Annotated in this window: 16 protein-coding genes and 1 pseudogene; 8 read left to right on the top strand and 9 right to left on the bottom strand. The window is 64.6% G+C overall.

Annotated features, from left to right (window positions below; genetic code table 11):
- The 4 genes and pseudogenes from DFK10_RS08040 to DFK10_RS08025 form a co-directional block, all read right to left on the bottom strand.
- Positions 1-392, bottom strand: a pseudogene (locus DFK10_RS08040) (Re/Si-specific NAD(P)(+) transhydrogenase subunit alpha); the annotation flags it as partial.
- Between the two features lie 111 nt (positions 393-503).
- Positions 504-962 (bottom strand): methyltransferase family protein, encoded by a 459-nt coding sequence (locus DFK10_RS08035; RefSeq protein WP_235866793.1) that lies wholly within the window; start codon positions 960-962, stop codon positions 504-506.
- A gap of 19 nt (positions 963-981) precedes the next feature.
- Complete coding sequence (locus DFK10_RS08030) at positions 982-1,935, bottom strand: MBL fold metallo-hydrolase (protein ID WP_109388421.1); 954 nt, start codon at positions 1,933-1,935, stop codon at positions 982-984.
- Between the two features lie 51 nt (positions 1,936-1,986).
- Positions 1,987-2,898 (bottom strand): glycosyltransferase family 32 protein, encoded by a 912-nt coding sequence (locus tag DFK10_RS08025; protein WP_217810099.1) that lies wholly within the window; start codon positions 2,896-2,898, stop codon positions 1,987-1,989.
- A gap of 579 nt (positions 2,899-3,477) precedes the next feature.
- Between DFK10_RS08025 and DFK10_RS08020 the strand changes: the two genes are divergently transcribed.
- The gene (locus tag DFK10_RS08020; RefSeq protein WP_109388417.1) at positions 3,478-5,610 is read left to right on the top strand and encodes a Hint domain-containing protein; all 2,133 of its coding nucleotides are present in this window, start codon (positions 3,478-3,480) and stop codon (positions 5,608-5,610) included.
- A gap of 9 nt (positions 5,611-5,619) precedes the next feature.
- On the opposite strand, the gene DFK10_RS08015 is transcribed toward DFK10_RS08020, so the two are convergent.
- Positions 5,620-6,393 (bottom strand): gamma-glutamyl-gamma-aminobutyrate hydrolase family protein, encoded by a 774-nt coding sequence (locus tag DFK10_RS08015; protein ID WP_109388415.1) that lies wholly within the window; start codon positions 6,391-6,393, stop codon positions 5,620-5,622.
- Positions 6,394-6,497: 104 nt separating this feature from the next.
- Between DFK10_RS08015 and DFK10_RS08010 the strand changes: the two genes are divergently transcribed.
- Positions 6,498-7,712, top strand: a complete 1,215-nt coding sequence (locus tag DFK10_RS08010) for a cytochrome P450 (protein ID WP_109388413.1) — start codon at positions 6,498-6,500, stop codon at positions 7,710-7,712.
- Here DFK10_RS08010 and DFK10_RS08005 read toward each other — a convergent pair.
- On the bottom strand, positions 7,696-7,836 hold the full coding sequence (locus DFK10_RS08005; RefSeq protein ID WP_328589355.1) for a DUF2256 domain-containing protein: 141 nt from the start codon (positions 7,834-7,836) through the stop codon (positions 7,696-7,698). The two genes, DFK10_RS08010 and DFK10_RS08005, sit on opposite strands and share 17 nt — an antisense overlap.
- A 130-nt stretch (positions 7,837-7,966) precedes the next feature.
- Here DFK10_RS08005 and pepN point away from each other — a divergent pair, with 130 nt between their 5' ends.
- From pepN to DFK10_RS07990, 3 genes are all read left to right on the top strand, one after another.
- Positions 7,967-10,516, top strand: coding sequence for an aminopeptidase N (gene pepN / locus DFK10_RS08000; RefSeq protein ID WP_109388409.1), 2,550 nt, complete (start codon positions 7,967-7,969; stop codon positions 10,514-10,516).
- Between the two features lie 3 nt (positions 10,517-10,519).
- On the top strand, positions 10,520-10,966 hold the full coding sequence (locus DFK10_RS07995) for a hypothetical protein (RefSeq protein ID WP_109388407.1): 447 nt from the start codon (positions 10,520-10,522) through the stop codon (positions 10,964-10,966).
- Positions 10,967-11,047: 81 nt separating this feature from the next.
- Positions 11,048-11,908, top strand: coding sequence for a 1-acyl-sn-glycerol-3-phosphate acyltransferase (locus DFK10_RS07990; protein ID WP_109388405.1), 861 nt, complete (start codon positions 11,048-11,050; stop codon positions 11,906-11,908).
- On the opposite strand, the gene DFK10_RS07985 is transcribed toward DFK10_RS07990, so the two are convergent.
- On the bottom strand, positions 11,905-12,714 hold the full coding sequence (locus DFK10_RS07985; protein ID WP_109388403.1) for a transglycosylase SLT domain-containing protein: 810 nt from the start codon (positions 12,712-12,714) through the stop codon (positions 11,905-11,907). The genes DFK10_RS07990 and DFK10_RS07985 overlap by 4 nt on opposite strands.
- Positions 12,715-12,857: 143 nt before the next feature.
- Here DFK10_RS07985 and gatB point away from each other — a divergent pair, with 143 nt between their 5' ends.
- Complete coding sequence (gatB, locus tag DFK10_RS07980; protein WP_109388401.1) at positions 12,858-14,369, top strand: Asp-tRNA(Asn)/Glu-tRNA(Gln) amidotransferase subunit GatB; 1,512 nt, start codon at positions 12,858-12,860, stop codon at positions 14,367-14,369.
- A gap of 84 nt (positions 14,370-14,453) precedes the next feature.
- Complete coding sequence (locus DFK10_RS07975) at positions 14,454-14,858, top strand: DUF4177 domain-containing protein (RefSeq protein WP_109388399.1); 405 nt, start codon at positions 14,454-14,456, stop codon at positions 14,856-14,858.
- Here the strand turns inward: DFK10_RS07975 and DFK10_RS07970 are convergent.
- Positions 14,831-15,085, bottom strand: coding sequence for a BolA family protein (locus DFK10_RS07970; protein WP_109388397.1), 255 nt, complete (start codon positions 15,083-15,085; stop codon positions 14,831-14,833). The two genes, DFK10_RS07975 and DFK10_RS07970, sit on opposite strands and share 28 nt — an antisense overlap.
- Before the next feature lie 73 nt (positions 15,086-15,158).
- On the opposite strand from DFK10_RS07970, the gene DFK10_RS07965 reads away from it, so the two are divergent.
- On the top strand, positions 15,159-15,788 hold the full coding sequence (locus DFK10_RS07965; protein WP_109388395.1) for a J domain-containing protein: 630 nt from the start codon (positions 15,159-15,161) through the stop codon (positions 15,786-15,788).
- Between the two features lie 3 nt (positions 15,789-15,791).
- Here the strand turns inward: DFK10_RS07965 and DFK10_RS07960 are convergent, their stop codons facing one another.
- Complete coding sequence (locus DFK10_RS07960; protein ID WP_109388393.1) at positions 15,792-16,328, bottom strand: hypothetical protein; 537 nt, start codon at positions 16,326-16,328, stop codon at positions 15,792-15,794.
- Positions 16,329-16,424 lie beyond the last annotated feature (96 nt).

The following is a 16,424-nucleotide window of genomic DNA, read 5'->3' as shown; positions in this document are numbered from 1 at the left end:
GCATCCATCTTCTGCGCACGGCTGATCCGGGGAACCATCTCCATCGCGATAACACTCGCACCCTTCGACCGCGCCAGCTCCAAACCCTCCTCGTTCCCGCCAGGGTTGAAGAAGGAAATAAGGGTCTGACCCTTGCGCATCCGCTTCAGTTCCGTGTCCGTCGGTATCCGCACCTTGGCCACGATGTCAGAGGCCTTCCAGAGTGCGGCGGCGGTCTTGACCACCTCGACCCCGGCCTCCTTGTAATCCGCGTCCGAATAGCCCGCGGCCGCCCCGGCCTTGGTTTCGATCACGCAGTCATATCCGAGCTTCTGCAGGTCCCGGGCCGAAGCCGGGGTCATCGCGACCCGGCTCTCGCCCTCCATGATTTCCTTTGGCGCACCGATCTTCACGGTCCAGTCCCCCTTTTTCTAAGGTCGTCACGCGTGCCTATCGCGCGCAACAAAATTACTCAAGCCGATGCGACCCCTTTGTGTCCATTTCCGACAGATCGGCATCCGTCGTCAGATCCACCGCCGGGTCTTCTCGGTGTAGCGGTGAAAATCCTGGCGGAATTTCCGGCGCAGGCGCTTTTCCTCGGGCAGGATGAATCGACGTTCGAGGATCCAGACGAAAACCGGGATCAGAGGCAACGCGATGGGCACGTCCCAATAGAGGATCAGCCCCGCCAGAACCAGCGTATCGCCCAGGTAGATCGGATTGCGCGTGCGCTTGAAGATGCCCGACTGGACGAGGCGATCCGCCTCCATATGCGGGATCACCGTGGTGCGCTGCTTGCGCATCTCGACCACCGCCAGCAGCATCAGGACCAGCCCGGCCCCCACAAGCAGCCCGCCGGGCAGCCCGATCCAGTCGCCCCCGAAGGACAGGTTGAACGGCCGCCACTGGCCCAGCCGCCAGGCCACGCCCAGCGCCAACGCCAGCCAGACCGGCGGCATGTCGATCCAGCGAAGGGGACTCATGTCGCGTGCCGATTGTGGGTCAGAATTCCCATTCCATCTCCTCGTAGACCCGCCCCGCGTTCTTGGTGGCGAGTTCCTCGAAAGTGTCCAAGGTCTTCCAACGCTCCTGATCGACGTAATAGGCGTCTGTCAGGTCTCCGCCCGCATCGATATGGGCGCCGATCTTGGCGCGCAGGTCGACGAGGTAATCGTAGGTGTAGCGCCGAACCTGGGCAAGGTTCGTCGGATGCCCATGCCCGGGGATCACATAGGTAGGATCCATCGGCTCGAAGGCGGTTTCCCATGTCTCGATCCAGCAACTGGTGCAGGTATCGGCAAAGATCGGCAGCATGCGCTCGTGAAAGGCGATGTCGCCGGCGATCATCATCTCCCATTGCGGGATCCAGACCTGCGTGTCGCCCGGCCCGTGTGCGGGCCCCAGGTGCAAGACCTGAATCTCGACGCCGCCCAGCGAAATATCGTAGCGGTCCGAAAAGGACAGGTTGGGCACCACGACAGTGGTCCCCTCGGCCCGGTCGCGGTTATAGCCGCGCATGCCTTCGAGAATGGAGCCGCCGTTTTCCTCGACCTCGTGAATCGCATCCTCGTGGGCCAGAATGTCGATGCCCAGCTCGGCCCAGTAGGAATTGCCCAGCATGGCGTGGCCCTGGCCGTTCTCGTTGATCACCAGCACGACGGGCTGGTCGGTGACCTGTTTGATTTCATCATGCAGCGCGGCGGCCAGCCGGTAGGAAGCGCCGCCATTGATGACGACAACGCCCTCTTCGGTAACGATGAAGGACAGGTTGTTGTTATGACCGGCATTTTCATAGGTCGGCGGGGCCGTCGCGCCGATGGCTGACCAGACATGCGGGATGACCTCGACCGGCTTGGCGTAAAGCTCGCTGTCGGGATAGAGATCGGGGATGTCCTCATGCGCCAGTGCGGGCGCGGCCAGCAGGGCCAGGGCGAAAGCGGTGGTCTTGAAAGTCATGGCAATCCTCCTCGGGTCAGCGAGGAATATTCCATTCAGATGTTTGAATGTCTAGCCGCCCGTTGTCGATGCCTGCCGCCCCCCGATCACCGGCTGTTCATAGGCCTGCAACCCACAGGCCCGAACAAGCTCCGCGAAACCCTCGACACGCATGTAGCCTGGCCGGCGCAAGGCCAGTTCGGGCAGCCAGGCCTGCAGGCCGAACTGGGCAACGAAGGTCTTGATGATCGGCACGAATTCCGGGCGCAGCTGCGGTGGGAAAACCTCCCAATCGGGTTCCGCGACCGGCAGGATGCCGAAACATTGCTGGATACGCCAGGAAAAGGAACTCGCACCGCGGATCTCGCGAAACATCGGATCCCTGCCCCGCAGATGCGTCTTGACCGACAGGATTTCGCAATCGTCAACGCCGGTTTCCTGCACCATGTCACTGAGAAGTTTCGGGCCGGCGAAGGCCAGCACGTCATGAAGATGGCGCCGGTCCTGGATATGCGCGGCGACGGCCGCCAGCATGCGGTGCGGCAAGGGGTGGCCGGGCGGCATGTAGAGAATCCCGTTCATGGTCCGGAACCGGGCCTTCATCCCGGCGGTGTCGTCGCGTCGAAAGACGATCGGACGATCGGTGCCGAAGCTGTCCAAGGGCTCACGGCACGACATGTCCGCATCCAGATACCAGCCGCCATAGGCCGCCAGCATGGCCAGCCGCGCAATATCGGACCGGCAGGCCGGGACACGGATATCCCCATAAACCTCCGAGATCTCGGGGTGGTCACGGGCCAGCAGGCCGGCGATGATCCCGTCATCGGCCAATTGCACCGACCAGTCAGGATGCAATGCCTGCATCGCCTTGATATTGCTTTTGTAATCGGCGGGAAGGCGCGACGGATCATCCCAGAAAAAGAAGACGTTGCGCCCGTCTGCTCGGGCCGACCTGCGAAAGCCCGCGATGCCCTTTCTCGCCATGGTTCGTCCGCCTTGCCGGTTTGTCCTGCCCTTTGCGACGATCATGCCGCCTGCGGCGGAGATTGTCATGGGTCATGAAGATGCCGGACCCGGCGCTGTTGCCCGCTTGCATGGGCCTGCGTGGCGGGGCGCGATTCGCCCGCCCGGCCCGTCACCGATGCGCCCGCTCACCTCCGGCGTGTGCATCGACACCCGCCTCGTTTCACACGGGAAAAGCGTGGCGATTTCACGACCCATACCGGCGCAATGTGGCGGCAAAGTGTGTCGCTGCCCCGCTTCTGCCGCACTTGGCGCCAGAACCCTTCAGAGCGATCCAATTTGTGCCGAATTGTGCCTTTAACCCCATGACCAGAAAGCTGCCGTAACGTGCCCCTAAAGCGACCGCGGGCACGCAAATGTAAGAAGGATCGTACGAGGTTTGGCCGAAGGTCGTCCGAAATCGGGAATAGAAGTGCGCGTCTGCGAAGCGGTGGCTCCACTCGCGCGGCTTTTGGGCATGACGGCAGGCCGTGCCGTCGCCCGCCATTTCGAGAACGCCGGCCAGCTTTTTCCCAGTTTGTACCAGTGAGGACCTGACCCATGCCGACCGCAACGGAACTGAACGTAACGCAAACCAATGACGCCGCGACGATCGCCGATACGATCTTCGGCGACGACATTACCGTCGTCTCATCCAGCCTGAGCGGCACGGCCGGCCAGTCGGGGGTATATAGCGGTGGCGACAGCACCTCACCCGGTGCCGTGCCCGCCGATTCGGGCGTCATTCTGTCCACCGGGAATGTCGGCGATTTTACCAATTCCTCGGGCACCACCGACACCAATACCTCCGACAGCACCTCGACCAATCATGGCGGCACCGGCGATGCCGGCCTGACCGACCTCTCCGGCAACCAGACCTACGATGCCGTGGTCTTCGAGGCCACCTTCATTCCTGAAGGCGACACCCTTACCATGCAGTTCACGTTCTCGTCCGAGGAATACCTCGAATACGTGAACGGCGGGGTCAATGACACACTCGGCGTCTGGGTGAACGGAGCCTTCACGCCGATCACACCGGACGGAGAGACCGTTTCGATTGACACGGTCAACGATAGCACGAACCAGAACCTTTACATCGACAACCCTGCGGCCAGCGACCCCTACAACACGGAAATGGACGGTTTCACCGTCACCCTGTCGTTCAAGGCGCCGGTCAATGCCGGCGAGGAGAACACGATCAGGATCGGCCTCGCCGATGGCGGGGACGGTGCCTATGACACCAATGTCCTGATCGCTGCGGACAGTGTCCAGAGCACGGCCCTGGCCTTTTCCGATACGATCGAGACAGGTCCCAACAGCTCTGCCGTCATCGACGTTCTCGCCAATGACGTGGACGATGCCGGGCTGGGGCTGACAGTGACCGAAATCAACGGCGTCGCGGTCGTTCCCGGCGACACCGTCACGCTGTCCACCGGGGAACAGGTCACGCTGAACCCCGACGGCACCCTGACGGTGCTGACCGATGGCGACATCACCAGTTCAACATTCACCTACATGGTCGAGGACGCGAACGGCGTGACCGACGTGGGCTATGTCACCGTCGAAACGGTCGCCAGCCCGGCACCGGACGGCTACGTCGACGGCACTGCCGATGCAGACCTTATCGATGGCAGCTATACCGGCGATCCCAACGGCGATCTTGTCGACAACAACGATTCCCTCGGGGTCGAAGGCACGACCGGCGACGGGGACGTGATAAACGCCTTCGGCGGCGATGATGTGATCCAGGCCGGTGCGGGCGACGACATCGTCTATGGCGGCTCCGGCGACGACACCATCGCCGGCGGCACCGGCGAGGACAGCCTGTTTGGCGGCTCCGGGAACGATACCCTCACCTTCGCCGAGGGCGATACCGCCGATGGCGGGGACGGTGACGACACTTTCGTGCTGGAGGACCTGGGCGAGCCGACCAACGGCGCGATCACACTGACCGGCGGTGACGCCGCTGAAACCCTCGGCGGTGGCGATACGCTGCAACTGGGCGACCTCGCGGACCTGTCGACACTCACCATCACCGGCACCACGACCAATGCCAGCGGCAATACCAGCCAGTCCGGCACGGTCACGCTGGATGACGGCACGCTTCTGACCTTCTCGGGCATCGAGAACATCATCTGTTTCACGCCGGGCACCCGCATCGCCACCGCGCGCGGCGCGATCCCGGTGGAACAGCTGCAAAAGGGCGACATGGTCATCACCCGCGACCACGGCCTGCAACCGGTCCGCTGGATCGAGGCGCGCACGGTTCCGGCAACCGGACGCTTCGCGCCGGTCCGGATCGACCGCTCGGTCTTGACCGGCCTGCAATCGGACCTCGTGGTATCGCCCCAGCACCGGGTCCTGTTCCAGGGCTACCGGGCCGAGCTTCTCTTCGGCGAAACCGAAGTGCTGGCCGCGGCCGCGCATCTGGTCGACGGATCCGCCGTCACCCGTGTCGAGGGCACCACGGTCACGTATGTCCATTTCCTGCTGGACCAGCACGAGATCGTATTCGCCGAAGGCGCCGCGACCGAAAGTTTTCATCCCGGAAATCTCGGCGTCGATGCTGTCAGCGACGCCGCCCGCGAGGAACTCTTCGCGCTCTTCCCCGGCCTGCGCAGCGATCTGGGCCAGTATGGCGACACCGCGCGCCGCTGCCTGAAGGCGCACGAGGCACAGCTGATCCGTGACTGAGACCGCCGATCAGGCGCTTTTCAGCACCGGCTTGCCCCGCGCGGACCAGGCGCGGCAGGCCGCGCCGAAGGCCTCGAACAGCGGGCGCGAGACCGGGTCTTGCCCGGCATTCCATTCCGGGTGCCATTGCACCGAAAGGGTAAAGCCCGGTGCGTCGCGCACATAGATCGCCTCGGGCGTGCCGTCCGGCGCATATCCGTCGATGACGATGCGCGCGCCCGGCTCCTTGATGCCTTGCCCGTGCAGGGTGTTGGTCATGACCTGGGCCGTCCCGAACAGGCGGGCAAAGGGACCATCCTCTGACAGTGTCACGACATGGCGCAGGGCGAATTTCTCTTCCAGCGTGCCGTCAGGCGGCATCCGGTGATTGTCCCGGCCCGGCAAGTCGCGGATCTCCGGATGCAGGGTGCCCCCCATGGCGACGTTGACCTCCTGGAACCCCCGGCAGACGCCCAGGAACGGCTGGCCGCGTTCGACGCAGGCCCGCACAAGCGGCAGGGTCACCGCATCACGGGAGCGGTCGAATTCGCCATGCGCCTCGGTCGGGGTCTCGCCATATTCCTCGGGGTGAACATTGGGCCGCCCCCCGGTCAGCAGGAACCCGTCGCAGGCCTCCAGCAGTTCCTCGACCGTGACAAGGCCGGGATCGGGCGGAATGATCATCGGCAGGCAACCCGCAACCTGCGACACGGCGCTGGAATTCATCGTCCCACCCGCATGGGTCGGATAGTCCTCGTTGAGAAGATGTGCGTTGCCGATAATTCCGACGATCGGACGGGACATGTCTTTTCCTCACAATTATGTCACCTAAATATGGAAAATCGTATAGATTGCAAAGCTGACCGGACCCTGCATTTCCGCACAAGTGCCGCGAGGACCGCAAGACCATGGGACCCGATCTACACGCACAGGACGTTCTCAGGGACCCCGCGCCCCTGATAGACCGGCTGCATCGCGACGGTGGCCTGGTCCGGCTGAAACTGCCCATCCTGGGCCAGGTCTGGGCCACGACGACCCACGCAGACGCCCACAAGGTGCTCGGTGATTCCGAAACCTTCTGCCGCAACCCGGCCACCGCCGGGAACCCGCCGCCCGAGAAATTCTTCTGGTGGGCCCCGCGATTCATCCATCCGCTGTTCCGCAATGTCACCATGGTGGACGGCGATGAACATGCCCGGCTGCGGCGGCTCGCGGCACCCGGCTTTTCCAGCATCGGAATCGACCGGGTGCGGCCCAAGCTGGAACAGATCGTCGAAACGCTGCTGGACGATCTGCCCGCGGACCGGCCCGTCGACCTGGTCGAATGCTATAACCGCCGCTTGCCGTTGCTGGCGATCTGCGAGGTTCTGGGCATCCCCGAGGCGGACCGGGCCAAGGTCATCCGCTGGGTCGAGCCTGTCGGATCGGTGGCCAGCGTGCCGGGTTTCTTCCGCGCGGTGCCGGGGCTTTGGCGCCTGTCACGCCATTTCCGCGCCGATTTCGAGAAAGTCCGCCGCTCTGGCGGACGCGACGGGCTGATCGGGGACCTGGTGCAGGTTCATGACGGAGACCCCGACACCCTGTCGGACGATGAGTTGCTGGCCATGGTCGTGGCGCTGTTCATCGGCGGGTTCGACACCACCACGCACCTGATCGGCAACGCCATGTCCACCCTGCTGGAAGCGCCCGAGCTGCGGGCACAACTGCGCGCCAATCCCGAGGGCTGGCCGCTCTTCCTCGAAGAGGTCATGCGCTTTCACGCGCCGGTCATGTTCACCAATGCCTTCCATGTCACCCGCGACGTAACGCTGGGCGGGCGGGAATTGCGCCGTGGCGACCGGGTCGTGCCCTTGTTGATCGCCGCCAACCGGGATGCCGCCAATGCGCCCTGCCCGCACGCGTTCCAGGCCGATCGCAAACCGAACCGGCACCTCGGCTTCGGCTATGGCACTCATGTCTGCATGGGCATGCAGCTGGCCCGGACCGAGGCGCAGATCGCCGCGCAGCGCTTTTTTGACCGCTTCCCCGACGCACGATTGGCCGAACCCGCGGACCGGCTGCCCATGCTCAGACGGCTGGGGCTGCGGGGCAAGGCACGCTTGCCGGTCATTTTGCGCCCCTGAGCTTGCGGCAGCGATCCGAGCAATAGCGCACCGCTTCCCAGTCTCGTGCCCATTTGCGCCGCCAGCTGAACGGGCGGCGGCAGGTTGCGCAGGTCTTTTGCGGCAGGTCGGATTTGCGGCGCATCCTTGGCATAAGATCCTCATTTCCAGGCCCGAAGGCAGATAGTCCGCCCGGCCTTGCCGCCCAGTCCGCCCGGCCTTGCCGCCCAGTCCGGCCCGCCCTAGGGTCGGACGCGACCCAGACCGGAGACCCCATGAAAGACGCCACCCCCCAACCCGTTTACCTGCGCGACTACCGCCCGTTCGGCTATCACGTGGACGAGGTGCACCTGACCTTCCGGTTGGACCCCGGCGCCACGCGGGTGATCGCGCGCATCCGCTTCAGCCCCAACCGCGATGCCCCTGGCCCCTTTGTGCTCGATGGCGAGGGGCTGGACCTGAAATGGGCGCGTATCGACGGGGCGGCGATCTATCCCGAAGTGACCGAAACCAGCCTGACCTGCGAGGTGCCCGACGCGCCCTTTACCTGGGAGGCCGAGGTCGAGATCGACCCCGCCGCGAACACCGCGCTCGAAGGGCTCTACCTGTCCAACGGGATGTTCTGCACCCAATGCGAGGCCGAGGGGTTTCGCCGCATCACCTACTACCCCGACCGCCCCGACGTGATGGCCCCGTTCAGCGTGCGCATCGAAAGTGACCTGCCGGTGATGCTGTCCAACGGCAATCCGGGCGCGGCGGGGGAGGGGTTCGCCGAATGGCATGATCCCTGGCCGAAACCGGCCTATCTGTTTGCGCTGGTCGCGGGCGACCTGGTGGCCTATCCCGACCGCTTCACCACGCGCTCGGGCCGCGACGTGGCGCTCAACATCTGGGTTCGCCCCGGCGACGAGGGCAAATGCGCCTGGGGAATGGAAGCGCTGAAAGCGTCCATGCGATGGGATGAAGAGGTCTATGGCCGTGAATACGACCTGGAGGTGTTCAACATCGTCGCCGTGGACGATTTCAACATGGGGGCGATGGAAAACAAGGGGCTGAACATATTCAACTCCTCTTGCGTTCTGGCCAGCGCCGATACCAGCACCGACGCGGATTTCGAACGGATCGAGGCGATCATCGCCCATGAGTATTTCCACAACTGGACCGGCAACCGCATCACCTGCCGCGACTGGTTCCAGCTGTGCCTGAAAGAGGGGCTGACGGTGTTCCGCGACCAGCAGTTCACCGGCGACATGCGCAGCCACGCGGTCAAGCGGATCGACGATGCCATTACCCTGCGCGCCCGCCAGTTCCGCGAGGATAACGGCCCTCTGGCTCATCCGGTGCGGCCGGAAAGTTTTGTCGAGATCAACAATTTCTACACCGCCACGGTCTATGAGAAGGGCGCCGAGGTGATCGGCATGCTCAAGCGGCTGGTGGGGGATGCGGCCTATAGCAAGGCGCTGGCGCTCTATTTCGACCGCCATGACGGGCAGGCTTGCACGATCGAGGATTGGCTCAAGGTCTTCGAGGACACGACCGGCCGCGACCTGTCACAGTTCAAGCATTGGTATTCCCAGGCCGGCACGCCGCGCCTGTCGGTGACCGAGGAGTGGCGCGATGGGGTGTTCCACCTGCATTTCGAACAGCACACGCCGCCCACGCCCGGACAGCCAGACAAGGCGCCGCAGGTCATCCCCATCGCTGTGGGCCTGCTGAACCCCAACGGCGACGAGGTCTTGCCGACCCGCGTGCTTGAAATGACCGAGGCCAAGCAGAGCTTTGCTTTCGAGGGGCTGGCGACCCGGCCCGTCGCCTCCGTTCTGCGGGATTTCTCGGCACCGGTAATCCTGTCGCAGGAAACCGACAACGCCACGCGCGCGCTGCTCATGGCCCATGACACCGATCCGTTCAACAAATGGGAGGCCGGCCGCGCCTTTGCCAAGGATCTGCTGTGCCGGATGGTGACCGACGGCGCCCCGCCCGAAAGCGCCTATCTGGACGCGGTGCTGGCCATGCTGCGCGACGAGGGTCTTGACCCGGCCTTTCGCGCTCTGGCGCTCGGGCTACCTTCTCAGGATGACCTGGCGCAGACCCTTTACGAACGGGGCCACACGCCCGACCCGCTGGCGATCCATGACGCGGTGGAAACGTTGGTGCAGGCCATGGCCCAGCACATGCAGGACACCCTCCCCCGGATCCTGGCGGACATGGTTCAGGATGGCCCGTTCCGCCCCGACGCCGCCAGCGCGGGCAAGCGCAGCCTCGGCAACGCGGCGCTCGCGCTGGTCAGCCGGCTGGACGGGGGCAAGGCCGCTGCCGCGCAATTCGCAAGCGCCGACAACATGACCCAGCAACTCGCGGCGCTGGCCTGTCTGCTGACCATCGGCAAGGGCGACGCCCAAGCCCGCGCCTTCCGCGATCAATGGCAGCATGACCGGTTGGTGATGAACAAGTGGTTCGGCCTTCAGGTCGCCCGTGCCGCCCCGGACCGGGCCGCCGACATCGCCGAAAAGCTGACCCGCGACCCCGATTTCACCTGGAAGAACCCCAACCGGTTCCGCGCGGTCTTCGGCAGCCTGTCGGCTAACGCGGCCGGGTTCCACGCCCCCGGCGGCAAGGGCTATGGGCTGCTGGGGGATTGGCTGGGCAAGCTCGACGCGGTCAACCCGCAAACCGCCGCCCGCGTCAGCACCGCCTTCGAGACCTGGCGGCGCTATGATGCCGACCGGCAGGCACAGATCCGCGCCGTGCTCGAAACCCTCGCTGCCAAGCCCGACCTGTCGCGCGACACCGCCGAGATGGTCCAGCGCATGCTGGAAGGCTAGGCCGTGCCCGGCGATACCCCCATCGCGAGTTTTCACCGCGCCGGGCGGCGCCCGGTGAACCTGGCCCTTGTCGCGGCGATCTGGGGTGGGCTGGCACTCGCCGTCTGGGCCATCGACCTCGCGCTGCTCTGGGCGGGCCTGTTCGGCCTCTTCGCCCTGCCCGCGCTGCTGGACTGGATCACCGACCGGCAGGTGCGGCTGGATGTCTACCCGGACCGGATCGCATGGGCGACCGGCCGCCGCGACGGCGTGATGGAAGCGACCGAGATCAGGCAGGTCCGCATCGACCGGCGCTTCGACATGGGGTTTCGGCTGACCATCGTGGACACGACCGGCCTGCTGCATCGCCTGCCGCCGGAACTGCCCACGCCCGCCGATGCGTTGGAAAAGGCGCTCGATACGGCGGGCATTCCCCATGAACGCCACCCTTTTTCGCTTCTGCCCCGTTGAAAACGGGCGAATGCACGCCGAAGTCGGGCGTTATGCTAGTATGTCGTGGAATCGTCACCCGATCGTGATCAAGGTTGTGCCATGAAAGACCGTATCGACCCACTGATCGAGGACCGCGCGCCGTGGCTCTTTGCCGACCGGCCCGGCACCGCGCTTGCGCGCAAGGTGCTGGACCGTGCGCTGTCCTACCAGCGCACGGTCGATATCGCGACGGCGCTGCGCGACGCGCCCAGCGCCACGATCATGGACGAGATGTTCCACCTCCTGGGCCGCAACGTCACGGCCCGTGGCCTGCACAATATCCCCAGCACGGGGCCGGCGCTGGTCGTGGCGAACCACCCCACCGGCATCGCCGACGGCATCATCCTGCACGGGTTGCTGGCCCGGACCCGGCCCGATGCCTTCTATTTCGCCAACAAGGACATCCTGTCGGTCATGCCCCAGATGGAGGACATGATCGCCCCCGTCGAATGGCGCAAAGACAGGCGCAGCCACGGCAAGACGCGCGAAACCATGGCCTATATGCGCCGCGCGCTGCGCGACGAACGGTTGGGCGTGATCTTTCCCTCGGGCCGGCTGGCACAGCGGCGCGGGCTGCAATTGCATGAACGGCCCTGGATGCCCTCGGCGGCGATGCTGGCACGCAAGTTCGATCTGCCGGTGATCCCGGTCAATATCCGGGCCCGCAATTCGGTGCTGTTCTACCTGTTCGACATCCTGCATGCCTCGCTCAAGGATATCACGCTGTTCCACGAAACGCTGAACAAGGCCAACCAGCCGTTCGTCGTCACCGTGGGCGAAGCCATCGCGCCCAGCGCGCTGCCAGAAACCTCGGAAGAGGGGATCGAGATGTTGCGCCGCGCCACCCTCGCGCTCGGCGAGGAAGGCAGCCAGACCGTCAGCCTGATCAAGGCCACGCGCCGCCCGCTGCTGCGGTTCTAATCCAGGTTCATCGTTGACAGAACCGGGCTGTCTGTGGGCCTTGGGATCGGGCGCAGGCTGCGGGCCACGGCATGGTCCGGCCGGCAATATTCCTGCGCGCGGGTCCAGGCGGCCATGTCCGCGATCTTGGCGCGGTTGGTCATCGGCCCCCAATCGGCGGCCACCCCGCGCCAACGGCCGTCATGGACCGCTATGGCATTGTCGCGCGGCACGGTCACGTTCATGATGCGGATCGCACAGGCCAGGTTGTCCTCGGGATCCTTGAGCGCCGTTCCGGTCCGCGCCCGGCACCCATAGCGCTGCGCCGTATCCGGATAGATCTGCAACAGGCCGAACCACAAGCCGCCGCCGCCCACGGCCTCGGGTCGGTACGTGCTTTCATGCTTGGACAGGGCCGACATCATCCCCACCCAGAAGGCCCGCCTCTCGCGCGGGCCATTGGCGGCGTAGCCCGGGCACCAATTGTCTATGTCGCGCGGCACGGTTTGTTCCAGCCGGTCGCCATGACCCGCCAAAGCCGACATCGCGGCCCAGGTCCAGCTTTGACTATCGCCGCGATGATCCCACCGGGCGCGCGGTATCAGGGGGCGCGGGATCGGGCGCAGGACGGGCGGGCGGGTTTCGATGCGCACCGGGTAACGCAGCATGTAGGCCGGGCGAAGCCGGGGCCGGTGCTCGGCCAGCCGCAAGGCCGCTGCGTCGGCGCGCAGCAGCGGCCGCATCTCACCGCCCGGCCCCTCGGCCGCAACCGGCAACGCAAGACCCAGCGCGACGATGCCCCCCAGGATGGCGCGATACCATTTCATACCACCCTGAATGCCGCGAGAGCGGGGCGCGGAGCAAGGCAAATCCGCGGCCGGCGCCGGAACGGGCGGTTCACCGCCCTGCCCCTTGCCACCCATCCCCCGCTGACCTAAACGGAGCCGAGACCAGCAAGAGGTGCCTTCAGATGCTCGACCTGACCTATGACGCCCCCAAGCCCAAGACCCTGTCCGGCGCCACCGGCGACTGGGAACTCGTGATCGGCATGGAGGTCCATGCCCAGGTCGCCACCAAGGCCAAGCTGTTTTCCGGCGCCTCCACCCGGTTCGGGGCCGAACCCAATTCCAACGTGGCCTTCGTGGATGCGGGCATGCCGGGGATGCTGCCGGTGATCAACGAGGGCTGCATCCGTCAGGCCGTCAAGACCGGGCTGGGCCTGAAGGCCGAGATCAATCTCTTCAGCGCCTTCGACCGCAAGAACTATTTCTACCCCGACCTGCCGCAGGGCTACCAGATTTCCCAGCTTTACCACCCCATCGTGGGCGAGGGCGAAGTGCTGGTGGAACTGGGCGACGGCACCGCGCGCAATGTCCGTATCGAACGGATCCACCTTGAACAGGATGCCGGCAAGTCGATCCACGACATGGACCCGCATATGTCCTTCGTCGACCTGAACCGAACCGGCGTGGCGCTGATGGAAATCGTCAGCCGCCCCGATATCCGCGGCCCCGAAGAGGCCGCCGCCTATATCGCCAAGCTGCGCCAGATCATGCGCTATCTGGGCACCTGTGACGGCAACATGCAAAGCGGCAACCTGCGCGCCGACGTCAATGTCTCGGTCTGCCGGCCCGGCGATTACGAACGCTACATGGAAACGCAGGATTTCGGTCATCTGGGCACCCGCTGCGAAATCAAGAACATGAACTCCATGCGGTTCATCCAGCAGGCCATCGACTACGAGGCCCGCCGCCAGATCGCCTTGCTGGAGGACGGCAAGGAGGTCGTGCAGGAAACCCGGCTGTTCGACCCCGACAAGGGCGAAACCCGGTCCATGCGGTCCAAGGAAGAGGCGCATGATTACCGCTACTTCCCCGATCCCGACCTGCTGCCGCTGGAGATCGAACAGGACTGGGTGGACGAGATCGCCGCCAACCTGCCCGAACTGCCCGACGAGAAAAAGGCGCGCTTCATCAAGGATTTCGGGTTGAGCGATTACGATGCCAGCGTGCTGACTGCCGAACATGAGAATGCCGCCTATTTCGAGGCCGTGGCAGATGGCCGCGACGGCAAGCTGGCCGCGAACTGGGTTATCAACGAGCTCTTCGGGCGCCTCAAGAAGGAAGACCACGACATCACCGAAAGCCCGGTCAGCCCCGCTCAGCTGGGCGGCATCGTCGAGCTTATCACCAAGGGCGACATTTCCGGCAAGATCGCCAAGGAACTGTTCGAGATCGTCTATACCGAAGGCGGCGACCCGGCTCAGATCGTCGAAGAGCGCGGCATGAAGCAGGTCACCGATACCGGCGCGATCGAGGCGTCCGTGGACGAGGTCATCGCCGCCAACCCGGCACAGGTGGAAAAGGCACAGGCCAATCCCAAGCTGGCCGGCTGGTTCGTGGGCCAGGTCATGAAGGCCACCGGCGGCAAGGCCAACCCCAAGGCCGTGAACGAGATCGTCTCGAAGAAGCTGGGGCTCTAGCAATATCGGACGCGGCGCCAACGTCCCGATTGGACAAGACTTCGCCCCTTGCTAGGATCAGGTCGATGCAGACAGGAAGACGCGATGCAAGCCTATGAATACAAGGTGGTCCCGGCCCCGAAAAAGGGCGTGAAGGCCAAGGGGGTCAAGGGGGCCGAGGCGCGTTTCGCCCATGCGCTGCAACTGGTCATGAACGACATGGGCGCCGAAGGCTGGGAATACCAGCGCACCGACACCCTCCCCTGCGAGGAACGCCAGGGCCTGACCGGCAAGACCACCCAGTTCCGCCATGTCCTGATCTTCCGCCGCCTGCTGAACGATGAGGCCGGGGCGGCCGACGATATGCCCCTGATCGAGGATCACAGCGCCGACAGCCCCAATGACGTCCCGTCCGAAGAGGCGAACGTTTCCGAAGAGGCCGCGCATGACAGCCCGACGGACCCGGACATCTCGTCCGAAGATCAGCGGAGATCCAGCGCCAGCGCGTGAATGCGGGCCAGGATGTCGGGCCCCAGCGCCGCGTGAACCGCGCGGTGGCGCGCGATGCGCGACATGTCGGAAAAGGCCGGCGCCTCTATCACCACCCGCCAATGGCTTTCGCCGCTGCCATCATCGCCGGCGTGACCTGCGTGCAGGTGGCTTTCGTTGATCACCTCCAGCCGCGTGGGGGCGAAGGCCTCCTCCAGTTTCTGCCGAATCTGCGGTTCAAGTCCCATTATTTTCGCCGACCCCCTTCAATATTGCGTCCCAAGGACTAAACTCATCGCTCCGAGTCGGAAAGGTGACGGTATGCGCAAGGATGATCCTTTCGGTTTCGACATCTCGGTGTCGGCCTCCAAGAAGAAAAAGCCCCGCGGTCGCCGCGGCATGTCGGGGGCGTTCGAAACCTCGACCCGGGTGTGTGAACATCCCGGCTGCGAAGAGGCGGGCAAGTATCGTGCGCCCAAGAACCCGGACACGCTCGACGACTATTACTGGTTCTGCAAGGACCACGTGCGCGAATACAATCTGAAATGGAACTTCTTCGAGACCTCGACCGAGGCCGAGATGGAAGAACAGGCCCAGAAGGATCGGGTCTGGGAACGTGACACCAAATCGTTCAAGAAATCCGCCGAGGAGCGCGCCTGGGCGCGGCTGGGGATCGAGGACCCGCACCAGGTGCTCGGTGCCAATGCCACGCAGAACCCCGGCAAGTCCGTCGACGGCACACGCCGCCTGCCTCCCACGGAACGCAAGGCGATCGAGATTCTCGAGGCCAAGGATCACTGGACCAAGACCGAGATCCGCAAGGCCTACAAGAAGCTGATCAAGGTGCTGCACCCGGACATGAATGGCGGCGACCGCAGCCAGGAAGAACAGTTGGCCGAGGTTGTCTGGGCCTGGGACCAGATCAAGGCCAGCCGCAGCTTCAGGGACTAAATATCAGCCGAAGTGACCGCGCACCCGCACCGAGAGGCTGTCGGGGTGTTCCGCGAGCGTCATCCGTTCCGGCGTAAAGACCGAGTCGCGCTCGCTGCGGTAGATGGCCATGAGCACGTTCACGGCCAGCATATGCACCGCCCAGATGACCGCGATGACCGGGGATGTCGCCAGCGTGACAACCAGGGTGAAAGGCGCAAACATCGTGCCGTATAGCGGCAACGACAAGGTGCCGGCGATAATCGCCCCGACCAGGCTGACCCAGATCAGCCCGGAGACCGCGCGCAGCATGGTCCACGGCCCATGATGCCCGACCCTGTCACCGGCCAGGAAAAGGGCCAACATGGCCCCCAGCCCTGCGGCCAGCACGATCCAGGTCTCGTACCAGGACATGCCCATCATCAGGGCTCTGCCATCGTTGAATTGCAGGACGGCCAGGTATCCTAACCCCATGCCCAGCGCTGCGATGATCACATAGGCAAGCAGACGTGCACGTTCGCCTTCCGATCGCTTCGAAACCGCCTTGGTGCGTGACCGCATAACTCGTAAACCCTTCCGGTGCCGCGCCTGCTCGTCCAGAGCGCGTTGAGACACCAGATTCATAAACCCTCTTTCTTCTAGCGGTTTTCCTATATC

The organism is Salibaculum griseiflavum, assembly GCF_003129565.1.
Lineage (GTDB): Bacteria > Pseudomonadota > Alphaproteobacteria > Rhodobacterales > Rhodobacteraceae > Salibaculum > Salibaculum griseiflavum.
The sequence above is the reverse complement of the archived record's forward strand: the minus strand, read 5'-3'. Positions and strand labels throughout refer to the sequence as shown.

What these genes read in the sequence shown, in the direction of transcription:
- DFK10_RS08035 (WP_235866793.1), bottom strand. Translation starts at nt 962, where the DNA reads ATGAGTCCCCTTCGCTGGATCGACATGCCGCCGGTCTGGCTGGCGTTG.
- DFK10_RS08030 (WP_109388421.1), bottom strand. Translation starts at nt 1,935, where the DNA reads ATGACTTTCAAGACCACCGCTTTCGCCCTGGCCCTGCTGGCCGCGCCC.
- DFK10_RS08025 (WP_217810099.1), bottom strand. Translation starts at nt 2,898, where the DNA reads ATGGCGAGAAAGGGCATCGCGGGCTTTCGCAGGTCGGCCCGAGCAGAC.
- DFK10_RS08020 (WP_109388417.1), top strand. Translation starts at nt 3,478, where the DNA reads ATGCCGACCGCAACGGAACTGAACGTAACGCAAACCAATGACGCCGCG.
- DFK10_RS08015 (WP_109388415.1), bottom strand. Translation starts at nt 6,393, where the DNA reads ATGTCCCGTCCGATCGTCGGAATTATCGGCAACGCACATCTTCTCAAC.
- DFK10_RS08010 (WP_109388413.1), top strand. Translation starts at nt 6,498, where the DNA reads ATGGGACCCGATCTACACGCACAGGACGTTCTCAGGGACCCCGCGCCC.
- DFK10_RS08005 (WP_328589355.1), bottom strand. Translation starts at nt 7,836, where the DNA reads ATGCGCCGCAAATCCGACCTGCCGCAAAAGACCTGCGCAACCTGCCGC.
- pepN (WP_109388409.1), top strand. Translation starts at nt 7,967, where the DNA reads ATGAAAGACGCCACCCCCCAACCCGTTTACCTGCGCGACTACCGCCCG.
- DFK10_RS07990 (WP_109388405.1), top strand. Translation starts at nt 11,048, where the DNA reads ATGAAAGACCGTATCGACCCACTGATCGAGGACCGCGCGCCGTGGCTC.
- DFK10_RS07985 (WP_109388403.1), bottom strand. Translation starts at nt 12,714, where the DNA reads ATGAAATGGTATCGCGCCATCCTGGGGGGCATCGTCGCGCTGGGTCTT.
- gatB (WP_109388401.1), top strand. Translation starts at nt 12,858, where the DNA reads ATGCTCGACCTGACCTATGACGCCCCCAAGCCCAAGACCCTGTCCGGC.
- DFK10_RS07975 (WP_109388399.1), top strand. Translation starts at nt 14,454, where the DNA reads ATGCAAGCCTATGAATACAAGGTGGTCCCGGCCCCGAAAAAGGGCGTG.
- DFK10_RS07970 (WP_109388397.1), bottom strand. Translation starts at nt 15,085, where the DNA reads ATGGGACTTGAACCGCAGATTCGGCAGAAACTGGAGGAGGCCTTCGCC.
- DFK10_RS07965 (WP_109388395.1), top strand. Translation starts at nt 15,159, where the DNA reads ATGCGCAAGGATGATCCTTTCGGTTTCGACATCTCGGTGTCGGCCTCC.
- DFK10_RS07960 (WP_109388393.1), bottom strand. Translation starts at nt 16,328, where the DNA reads ATGCGGTCACGCACCAAGGCGGTTTCGAAGCGATCGGAAGGCGAACGT.